This is a genomic window from Arthrobacter crystallopoietes BAB-32 (assembly GCF_000328305.2).
Classification (GTDB): Bacteria; Actinomycetota; Actinomycetes; order Actinomycetales; family Micrococcaceae; genus Crystallibacter; species Crystallibacter crystallopoietes_A.
Window position 1 is genome coordinate 20,756 of record NZ_ANPE02000062.1, and the last position, 9,306, is coordinate 30,061.

At 66.1% G+C, this 9,306-nt stretch carries 9 protein-coding genes; 2 read left to right on the plus strand and 7 right to left on the minus strand.

Annotated elements, in window-relative coordinates:
- Nucleotides 1-129: 129 nt before the first annotated feature.
- From D477_RS02480 to D477_RS02510, 7 genes are all read right to left on the minus strand, one after another.
- Complete coding sequence (locus D477_RS02480; RefSeq protein ID WP_005266952.1) at nucleotides 130-1,842, minus strand: SMI1/KNR4 family protein; 1,713 nt, start codon at nucleotides 1,840-1,842, stop codon at nucleotides 130-132.
- Nucleotides 1,843-1,853: 11 nt separating this feature from the next.
- A complete protein-coding gene (locus D477_RS02485) occupies nucleotides 1,854-2,993 on the minus strand; it encodes an SseB family protein (protein ID WP_005266954.1) in 1,140 nt (379 codons plus the stop codon).
- A gap of 43 nt (nucleotides 2,994-3,036) precedes the next feature.
- Nucleotides 3,037-3,561: a hypothetical protein gene (locus D477_RS02490; RefSeq protein ID WP_005266956.1), complete on the minus strand. Its 525-nt coding sequence runs from the start codon at nucleotides 3,559-3,561 to the stop codon at nucleotides 3,037-3,039.
- Nucleotides 3,562-3,567: 6 nt separating this feature from the next.
- On the minus strand, nucleotides 3,568-6,414 hold the full coding sequence (locus D477_RS02495; protein WP_005266958.1) for a glycohydrolase toxin TNT-related protein: 2,847 nt from the start codon (nucleotides 6,412-6,414) through the stop codon (nucleotides 3,568-3,570).
- A gap of 52 nt (nucleotides 6,415-6,466) precedes the next feature.
- The gene (locus D477_RS02500) at nucleotides 6,467-6,850 is read right to left on the minus strand and encodes a DUF6507 family protein (protein WP_005266959.1); all 384 of its coding nucleotides are present in this window, start codon (nucleotides 6,848-6,850) and stop codon (nucleotides 6,467-6,469) included.
- Between the two features lie 63 nt (nucleotides 6,851-6,913).
- Nucleotides 6,914-7,219: a pore-forming ESAT-6 family protein gene (locus D477_RS02505; RefSeq protein WP_005266961.1), complete on the minus strand. Its 306-nt coding sequence runs from the start codon at nucleotides 7,217-7,219 to the stop codon at nucleotides 6,914-6,916.
- Nucleotides 7,220-7,297: 78 nt separating this feature from the next.
- The gene (locus D477_RS02510; RefSeq protein ID WP_043845314.1) at nucleotides 7,298-7,633 is read right to left on the minus strand and encodes a hypothetical protein; all 336 of its coding nucleotides are present in this window, start codon (nucleotides 7,631-7,633) and stop codon (nucleotides 7,298-7,300) included.
- Between the two features lie 293 nt (nucleotides 7,634-7,926).
- Here D477_RS02510 and D477_RS02515 point away from each other — a divergent pair, with 293 nt between their 5' ends.
- Both D477_RS02515 and D477_RS02520 read left to right on the plus strand, forming a co-directional pair.
- Nucleotides 7,927-8,229 (plus strand): hypothetical protein, encoded by a 303-nt coding sequence (locus D477_RS02515; protein ID WP_005266963.1) that lies wholly within the window; start codon nucleotides 7,927-7,929, stop codon nucleotides 8,227-8,229.
- Nucleotides 8,230-8,234: 5 nt separating this feature from the next.
- On the plus strand, nucleotides 8,235-9,306 hold a 1,072-nt coding region (locus tag D477_RS02520; RefSeq protein ID WP_005266964.1), incomplete at its 3' end, for an EsaB/YukD family protein.

Sequence of the window (9,306 nt, forward strand, 5' to 3'; positions counted from 1 at the left end):
GATCGTCCTTCTTTCGGGGAATCCTGCTGCTCAATAGAGCACAGTTTCCTATTCTAAATGCCCGTGCCGCCTGCGTCCTAAAGCTGTGGCCGTCGCCTCAGGCGCCGAAGCGATCGTCCGTCCGGGGACTCAGTCCCCGGGTTCATAGACCCGGTACATCTGCCCTTCCCGGAAAAGCGGGAGGCCAAAGCAGGCAATGATTTCGCGCAGGGGCTGGTTCCCGTACCGCTCATACAGGCCGCGCTCGCCGGCGGCCCGTACAATTTCGTGCGGCAGGGGCGCGGGCAGTTCGAGCTGCTCGGCGCGTCTCCCGCTTTCGTTTGCCTGCGCGCGGCGCAGTGCCGACATCACGTTCCACAGCATGAACCGTGCGGCGTCGGTACCGTTCAGGAAGGACGCCGCACCGGCGTCGGAGGACACGGTAGCGACCGTGCGGCCGTCCACCGGACCCGAGCGCCAATCGAACCCGTTCCCGCCCGCCGCCACGAATAAGCCTTGGACAGTTTTTTCCGGGTGTACTCCGAGGAGTTCGAGGAAAGGCACGACGGCGGCAATGGCCTGCTCGTAGTCCGCACCTTCCGGAGGTTCGGGCAAATGCCCTGCCAGGTGCAGGTACCGTGACAGGTACGCGACCATGGGCCGCAGCGAATCCTGGCTGCCGTCGTCGTCATCGCCCAATTCCCAGTAGCTGCAATCGGCGTGAAACAGCCGGATCAGCCGCTCCAGGTAGGCAGTCAGCGACGGTGCCTGGTACGTGGGCTCATGGTCGATCCGGTCGCCGGAGCTGACCAATTGCCCCGCCTTGCCCTGCGGCCCGGGGTTGGTATCGATGGCCAGCACTTCGCCATCAGTTGCGGCGGCGAACGGAATCCAGCGCGCATCGAACATGGACGGCTGAAGCCGCCCGTCGGAACTCTGGTCGTTGCGGTTGCGGGTCGGGCTGCTGCGGTGCCACTGCACCAGTTCCTCGCCTCGACCAGCCAGTTCCGATTCAGCCAGATACCAGAATCGTCCGAAGAGGGGCGTCGCTTCCGGTGATTGTTCCTGGCCGTCGCCCAACTGATGCAGGGCATCCAGCTCTTCCATTCCGGTGCCAGCCGGACGTTCCCGCGGCGGCCGGAACCGAATGGCCTCTACCCCGGATTTCGCGCGGCATAACCGCGCAAAGTGCTCCACGAGCCGCTCGATGCTCCGCTGGCCGGATAAAGGAAGGGCTTCGGCGGGATCGGGTGCCGGAAGGAAGTCGCGGGCACCAGGAACGGCTGCCGGCGCTGCTGGCCGCGACAATGACGGCGGCTGCGAGCCAAGCGGAAAAAGGGGCCTGCCATCCGGCGCTGGGAGGGATTCCACCAGCTCATCCAGGGGCACGTCTGCATAATGCGTGAAGGCCCGGGCAGCATCCCGGAAACTGAAGGCCGCTGAATAGCCGACTCCGCCGCGGCTTCCCTCAATGACCGTCGGATGCGTATCCGCCGGTGAGGTAATCCGGCCGCTGAAGCCTCTGTTGGCTTCGTCCTCCAGCGGCAGGGCCGGCAGCCGGTGCCGCAGCCGGTAGCGCTGCGCTGCGATATACAGGATGCAGCGGACCACGGTTCCAGGGTCCGCGGTGATCAAGTACTGGGGCCGGCGCTCGGCGTTCGACTGGTACAGGCGGTCGTAGACCACGTAGTTTTCCGCAGCGCATTTGATGACCATCCGGTAGTTGTCAGCGTCAAAGACAGACCAGTTGCCATTGCGGACAATTGCCGCTGTGCCGCCGTACCAGTCCGCGGCTGTCGCCAGCGCCTTTTCATCCAGGGCCGCGAGGTCTGCGTGCGGCGAAGCTTGCCCGCTTCCGTGCATTCCCCGGACTCCTAGAGGTCGCCGTGCCGAACCATTACAGACGGACCAGCGGGGTTGATGACCAGCTCCCGGTCCGGATTCCGGCGGACAGAGTCGAGGACCCATCCCGCGTCGACTTCAGTGAAGCGGGCTGACGAATCGAACACTGCCACCTCGGCGCCGGAGGAGAACACGGGGAGCACGGCCTGCCCCTCGGGACCGGCCAGCACCAGCGGACCGCGGCCTTGGCTTTGCTGCTCCTTGCTGTCTGCCAGCAGGACCCGTGCGCCAGGTGCAGAGAGCTCCGCCACGACGGCCGCTGCCGATTGCGTACCCGCTGCGGCCTTCAACCCGGTATTGACCATGCTCGCCACGGCGAAACGGATCTCCGGACGGCCAAGAGCGCAGGAGGGTCCAGCGGGATCAAGATACAGGTAGTGGACATCTTCCCTGTCGTCGACGAACCTCAGCAGATCCTCCCCACGCATCACCCAGGAAGCCGGAGCACCCGGACGCCCGATGTTCGATCTGAAAGCCGCGAGGTTCTCCTGCGACGTGAAGGCCAGCACCGCCGGGGCTCCGTTGGCCTCAACTACCGAGATGCCAGGCCTGCCTGACTCGGTGATGTCCACGAGCAGTTCGGACGCGATGGTCTGCCGCAGGACGTTCAGTGCCCCTTGTTGGCTTGGGTTGCGGCTGAATTCCCCGATCGCTTCCCGCACGAGGCGGTTGTCGACGCCCGTGTCCCGGGCAGAAGGCTTCCCGGATTCGACCTCCGGGGCAGCGGCCTCAGACTCGCCCAGGCCGAAATCGGGCGCGGGCTGGTCGTAGTTGAAGTACGTGTCCAGGTTGTAGCGGGGTTCGGGCCAGCCGTGGGCCGAGACATTGATGGCGGCGTTCTTCCAGGACGTTCCATCAGGATCTCCGGCCAGCCGGTGCAGTTCGGCCGCATCGTTGAACGGCTGCGTGCCTGGCTGCAGCTGGCCGGCGTTTCCCGCCGACTGCCCCTGGCGTTCCTGGGTGATCCGCATCAGGATGGCGCCGTCGTGCGGCTTGAGCTCCAGTACCATCCGGTCCCAGCCGGGCTCAGTGTTGACGGCCGACAGCATCCATCCGGCAAGGCTCTCGACCAGCTCCTGCTGGCGGACCATGATTGGCGTTTGTTCAGTCATCTGTCTGGTCCTTAGCAAAGTGGGCCGGGAGAGGATCCGAGCGTCAAAGGGCCGGCTCCTCATATGGAGTACGTTCTGCACCGATCACGACCTGCCCGTCCGAGGGGTCGAGATACGGAACAGCTTCGCCCTGCGCGACGAGCACATCGGCCATCCAGGAAGGAATGTTCTCCCGATAGCGGGGAAATATCACCAGTTCGTCCTGGATCGACTCGGCGGAAACCGGGATGCCGATCCCTTCCGAGACCCGGTCCATCCGGTCCTGGGCGAACCGTTCAAACAAGGCTTCCGCGTCCCGGCGCAGCCTCAGCCGGGCTTCGAACCAGGTCCCGGTTCCCTTGCCGTAGCTGGCTACTTTGTCGTCGTCGAGCAGCTCAGGGTCGAACTCGACTTTGTCCGTGAAATCCGTGTTCTTCCAGAGTCCGTCCTCGCCCAGGGCAGACTCGGTCCAGCTCAATGCGCCGCCGAACATCTTGATCTCGATGCGGATCTCCGCGGCCTGGGGAAACTTCGCTCTTGCAATCGAATTCAGCCGGTCCAATTCGGCGCTGCCAATCAGCTGTGCCAACAAATATCAGCCTCTCTGGTTCCGGAAGATGAACTTCTCCTGCTGCCCGTTGATCGTGACTCTGAGCTCGATCCTGCGGGGCACGGCAGAGGTGTTGCCGGAACTGTAAACCGGCTTTACATCCCACGTTACCGCAGGCTTTGCACCGCCTTGCGGGACCTCCTTCAGCCGGTCCCGGATCCACAGCTCGGTCTCGTACCAGGTCCGGGCGTTGCCCGTCGCCCTCCTCCGTTCAGCCGGGGTGAGGTCGGCAAGTCCGACATTGCGGTTCTGGAGGTTGAGCTGGGGCACGAGATTGATCTTTTCGCCGGGGCCGCCAAACATCGCGGCCAGCAGGTGGCCGCCATCGTAGTCCGTGCCACCGAGGTTGCCGATTTTTTGCTGGTTGGACTCGTGCCGCCAGGTCTCGGCCATCTCCTTGCTGTAGTACTCAATGTCATGAGCGTGCAGCGACACGGGACGTGCGTCGGCGTCGGTTTGGATGACGACGTTGTCGTCGATGTGGTAGCGCACCAACGGGCGGGGGTTGTTCAGTTCCGGGTTCCAGTTGCCGGTCCGGCCGCGCGCCGCCTCGACGTGCTGGATGTTGCCGGAGGAATTGGTGTAGAACTTTCCACGGCCCGCCACCTCGTAGACGGTGTTCGGCTTAAGTTCGATGCCAGCGTTCGCCACGGCGTCAAGGACTGAACGCCGGCTCGAAACCTTGAGCCCATATTCCTGGAGCAGGTCGACGGGGTTGGAGGCGTTCGAAGCCCACGGCCTGTCGAAGGCCCGGGGACCGGTTTCCTGCAGTCCGCCCCTGCGGATGACTTCGTCGACGCCGAGGGGAACGTCGTTGGCGTCCAGGAACCGCAGCTGGGTGCCTCCCCCGGGCCGGCCGAATGCCGGCGCGATTTCCGAAACTTCGATCCGGAGACCGTCGGGCAAATCCCGGACGTCGAAATGGTGCAGTTCCTTGCCGAGGCTGTTGACCGGCAGGCTCCGCATGTGCCATGGGGTGCCCTCTACGGCGAGGTAGGCGCCGCCGTTGGGGCCGATCCGGTCCAGCGACACCTCACCGATGTCTCCGCGCAGATCATCGAGGGAAGCATAGGTGCGGATGGTGCCTTCTACGGCGCCTGCGTTGTCCGGATAACTGTCCCATTCGAGCGCTCCGCTCGCATCGTTGATCTCCCCGTAGCGGTTCGCGTACTCCTGTTCGCCCAGGGGCTTCCCGTTCTCATCAACCCCGAACTTCGGCTGCTGTTCGTCCACGATGCCGGCCAAGTCGTCGCTGATGCCTTCAGGGTGCCGTGCCCCGTTCTCCAGGTTCCGGTCCTGGAGGTCGGCATCGTCACGGTGCAGGCCGTAGCTTTCGTGTCGGGCGGGGTCGGTGATGACGTCCGGCTGCGCTGTTCCGCGCTGCGGGTTTTCAGGATGGCGGAAGCCGTCATTAATCCGTTGGCCGTCCACGTCGAACGCATTGCGGCCCGCCGGCGGTGTCCCCTGGGCCCGGGCGGTCTCCGGCGCGGGGCCGCGGTTCGGGCGGGAGGGGCCTTCGGTGTCGAAGCGGCTGATGAGGTTGTCGAGCCGCGTGCTGACCGGACCTGGTCCGTGTCCGGTGGAAACCCCCGCATAGGCGGGCCGGGGACCGGAAAGGGAGCTGCCGACGTCGTTAATGAAGTTGTCCACGCGGACTGCGGCAGGTGCCATCCGGCCAAGGGTGACGCGGGCGCTGTCGGTCGCGAAGTCGATGGTGTTGATCTTCAGCGACGTGCCCAGGTCGATGACCCTGGTGGTCAGGCCGGCCATGCGCGACAGGCCGGTGGCATTGACCAGGCCCGCGGCCTTGCTGGTCTGCCCGATCCGGGTGACGGCGGAGGCCACGGAACCGGTCTTGGCGACGGCTCCGCCGCCGGCCGTGAGTAGGATCGAAGCCAGGTCGAAGGTCGTGGCGCCCGCGGCATAGGCCGGATCCCGCTTCCAGTCGTCCCAGTGGATGGCGGCCTTGCCGACTGCCACGAGCCGCTCGCCGGCCTGGTCCGCGATCCGCCCGTTCCCGGTGGCGCGCAGGGCGACCTGGGCCACCGGCGACGTCACGATTGCGACGTCCAGGGCGAGCTGGCCGATCCCCTTCCACGTGGCTGAGAAGGTCTCCATGTCCGTGAAGTTGACCATGTTCCAGAGGCCGGTCACGGTGCCGGTGATGCCGCTCCAGACGCCCTTGCCGAAGGAGACCACCCCGTCCAGGGCGTCGCGGTACCAGGGCTTGTCCCATTCGGTCGGCTCGCCCCAGGGGATGTGGCCCTCGGCGGTCGCGGCGTCGAGTTGCTCCGAGGTGTAGCCGTAGGCGACCTGGTTGGCGCCGGGGCCTTCCTCCGTGGTGACCACGTAGGCGGGGCCGCCGAAGAGCCCGGAGATCGCGCTGGCGCAGGCGCGTTCGGCCGCCATGTGGTCCTCGACGAGGGCGTTGGCGTCCTTCAGGATCTGGTTGTCGTCGTTGACCAGGTCCTCGTTCTTGCGCCAGTCGTCGCTTTCGTCGCCGATGCGCGACTGGACCGACAGCCAGTCCGCGTACAGCGCGTTGTAGCGCCGCTTGGCCTCGCGCGCCCACTCGGCATAGGTATCGATGGCGTCGGCAACGGAATTGGAATCCTCCAGCACCGTGTCCGCTTCCGACAGGACCCGGTTGAAGGCCGAGTGGACCTGCCAGTCCCCCGGGCCCTTGTACGCCGCGACCGTTCCCTGCCAGAGGCTGTGGGATTCCGAGGCAGCGGACTGGATGTCTTCGGCTTTGGTCCGGAGCTTACCGGCGTGCTGTTCGAGCACTTCGGCGTCGGGCAGCGGAGGAAACTCAGACGGGTTCCAGCCCATGGGTCCTTGTCCTTCTTCTTCGGTGGGAGATCAGGGAATTCGTTCTGCCGGTTCAGACGGCTTCGGGGACGGGACCGCGGGGTGTGCCGGTGGAGGGCTGCGGCTCCGGGACGAATTCGTCGTTGGCCTGGTCCTGCGCGGCGCGGACAGTCTGCTCCATGGTCGCGTCGCCGGCGATGATGGCGTTGACTGCGGTGGACGTGGAGTTCAGGGCCTGGACGCTGCGGCCCTGGACCTGGGTCATGGCGGCCTGGAGCTTTTCCTGCGACAGACCAACCAGGGCTTCCCCGACGATCTGCGATTTGGATGCTTCGATCAGGGACGAGACCTCAGCCCCGAAGTCCTCGAACAGCTGCGTGTACTTCTCCGCCTGCGTCTGCACCTTCGTCAGGATGCTGTTGAGCGAGCCGGTATCGAGATCCCAGTCAGCTGCCATCGTTCACCTCCGCTTGTATCGGGGGGCGGCACCTTGTGCCAGGCACCGCCCCGAGGGCCTTTGCTAACCGATGTTCTGCACGGCGGCGCGGGCGCGGGCGCCGGTGTTGGCAGCGGTCTGGTCGTTCTGCTCCATGGTGCTGCGGACCAGGCGGATGATTTCCTTGACCTCGCCGGCGGCGTTCTTCCAGCGGTTTTCCACGTGCTGGTACTCGTCCGAGACGCCGTCGGCCTGGTAGTCGGACATGGCGGCGGCAACGGCCTTTTCGCGTTCTGCGATCAGGCTTTCGAGACGGCCGACGATGGACTGGATTTCGCCCTGGACCTGGGCGGAGACGTTGGTGTCGTAAGTGAGGCGATCCTGGGACATTGCTGTTCCTTTCAAAGGGCGGCGCGGCTGTGGGCCCGCCTGCTCAAGGCGTGGATGGAAGAGGGCTGGACAGCAGGGTCAGCGCGAGGAGCTGAAGTTGGCTGCGTCGAAGTTGGCCGAGCCCTGGGCCTGGGCGGCGTTGTCGGCCGACTCCTGGTCGCCGGTGTGGAAGGCGGTGTCCATCTCGCTCTGGCCGGTCAGGATTGCCGCGAGCGCGCCGTTGAGGTTGTTGGCAATTTCGTCCGCACGCGACTTGAACTCGTCGAACTTCACGCGGGCCTGGCCGTTGAACTTGCCTTCCAGCGGGGCCACGGCGTCCACCAGGTTGCGGACCAGCTGGCCCAAGTCCTCGTTGGAGCCGCCGGTCTGCGAAGTCAGCTGCGACAGGGTCTGCGATCCCATATCAAATTTCATCGTTACCACCTTTGCGGGCGCGCTGTGCGCTCTAGTTTTGTTCTGGTTTATCGTTTCCAGAAGTTGCCCGCAGTGTCCCGCTCGCAGGAGAGGGAGTCTGGGGCGATCGGCCAGTTCAATAGAATCGCAACGGGGGAACGGCTGCAAGGACCGGTGATGGGGAGAACTACCCACCGGCGTCGTTATGGCGCGGACGCAACTGCCGGAGATGACATGATGGAAAGGCGCTGGCACGCCTCCGCGCCGGCGAAACCTTTCACATTGCTGCGGCAGCGAGCCCAAGGAGCCTTCAGGTGGCCAACGAGTACGACAACCAGCTCATTGAGTCCGTCGTCGTCCGCCGCAACCGCATCACGTCCACGCTGCTGTACGGCGGGAACCCGCACCAGCGGCGATGGATGGACAGCGTCAAGCTGTTCCTGTTCAGCATCGCCTTGGCCGCACTGATTGCCGCCGTCTGCGTCGGCTACTCCTTCGTCAGCAACCTGCTGGCCCAGCAGCGCGCCGAACAGCAGCAGCGGCAATCCGCAGGGATTGAACTGCATCAGCCTGTCGAATCCGGGGCCCAGCCCCACGACCTTCTTCCGGGAGCCTGACCGCAATGTCCCTCGCCTTCACCCGAGTCACGCTGATCGGCGACAGCCGGCATCTGGACCTGCTGCTGCCGTCGGAAGAGCCGGTTGGCACCCTCATGCCGCAGATCCTCGAGCTGATGGCGGACACGCCGCGCGACGATGTGGCAGCCAAGGTGCTGGTCCAGCCCTCAGGCGAACCACTCGCGGAGCAGCACAGCCTGGCCGACCACGGGGTCACCGACGGGGACAAGCTCACGCTGTTCAGCGCCTCCGACGCGCCGCCGCCGGCCGTGGTCTACGACGTGACCGACACTGTCGTAGAGCAGACCGAGGCAGTGGCCGGGCGTTGGGACGAGCGCTTCCGCCATGCCGCGGCCGGCACCTTCGCCGCCGCCGGCAGCTGGGCCGCGCTGGAGATCATGCTCGCGTCCTTCGCCGCGGCGCAGACCTGGTGGATCCTGCTGTCCCTCGGCGTGGTACTGCTCGCAGCGGCTACGGCCTTCGGCGCTCCGTCACGGCGGAGCATCGGGCTGACCCTGGCCGGCACCGGCTGGCTGGCCGGGCTCGGCGGCGTGCTGCACCTGCCGACCGCGGCGGAGCCGAAGACACTGGTGGTGGCGCTGCTGACAGCCGCAGCTTTTGCCGCCGTTGGCGTTGTTCTGGACCGCTCCCGCGCGCTGTTCGGTGCCGCCGGCACGCTGGTGGCGCTGACGGCCATGTGGACCGCCAGCGCCTTCTTCAGCGGTGACCCGGTCCGCACCGCCGCCATCGCAGGGACCTTGAGCATCGTCGGCCTGGGCCTGCTGCCCAAGACCGCGCTCTCGCTCTCCGGCCTGGCGACGCTCGACGACCAGCGTGCCCAGGGGCAGTCCATCCGCCGGACCGACGCCCTGGCCGCCATCCACGACGCCCACCGCACGCTGGCCCTGGGCACGGTGCTGATGGCCCTCTCCCTCGCGGCGGCCATGTGGCTGCTTGGCACGGATGCGGCCGGCCAGGCCTGGACCCTGCCCCTGCTGGCCGCGCTGACCCTGGCCACCGCACTGCGCGCCCGGTCCTTCCCGCTGGCCGTCGAGCGGCTGGCCCTCTACGCCGCGG

Coding starts and splice junctions, on each gene's coding strand:
- D477_RS02510 (WP_043845314.1), bottom strand. CDS start 7,633: ATGAAATTTGATATGGGATCGCAGACCCTGTCGCAGCTGACTTCGCAG.
- D477_RS02480 (WP_005266952.1), bottom strand. CDS start 1,842: ATGCACGGAAGCGGGCAAGCTTCGCCGCACGCAGACCTCGCGGCCCTG.
- D477_RS02505 (WP_005266961.1), bottom strand. CDS start 7,219: ATGTCCCAGGATCGCCTCACTTACGACACCAACGTCTCCGCCCAGGTC.
- D477_RS02495 (WP_005266958.1), bottom strand. CDS start 6,414: ATGGGCTGGAACCCGTCTGAGTTTCCTCCGCTGCCCGACGCCGAAGTG.
- D477_RS02485 (WP_005266954.1), bottom strand. CDS start 2,993: ATGACTGAACAAACGCCAATCATGGTCCGCCAGCAGGAGCTGGTCGAG.
- D477_RS02500 (WP_005266959.1), bottom strand. CDS start 6,850: ATGGCAGCTGACTGGGATCTCGATACCGGCTCGCTCAACAGCATCCTG.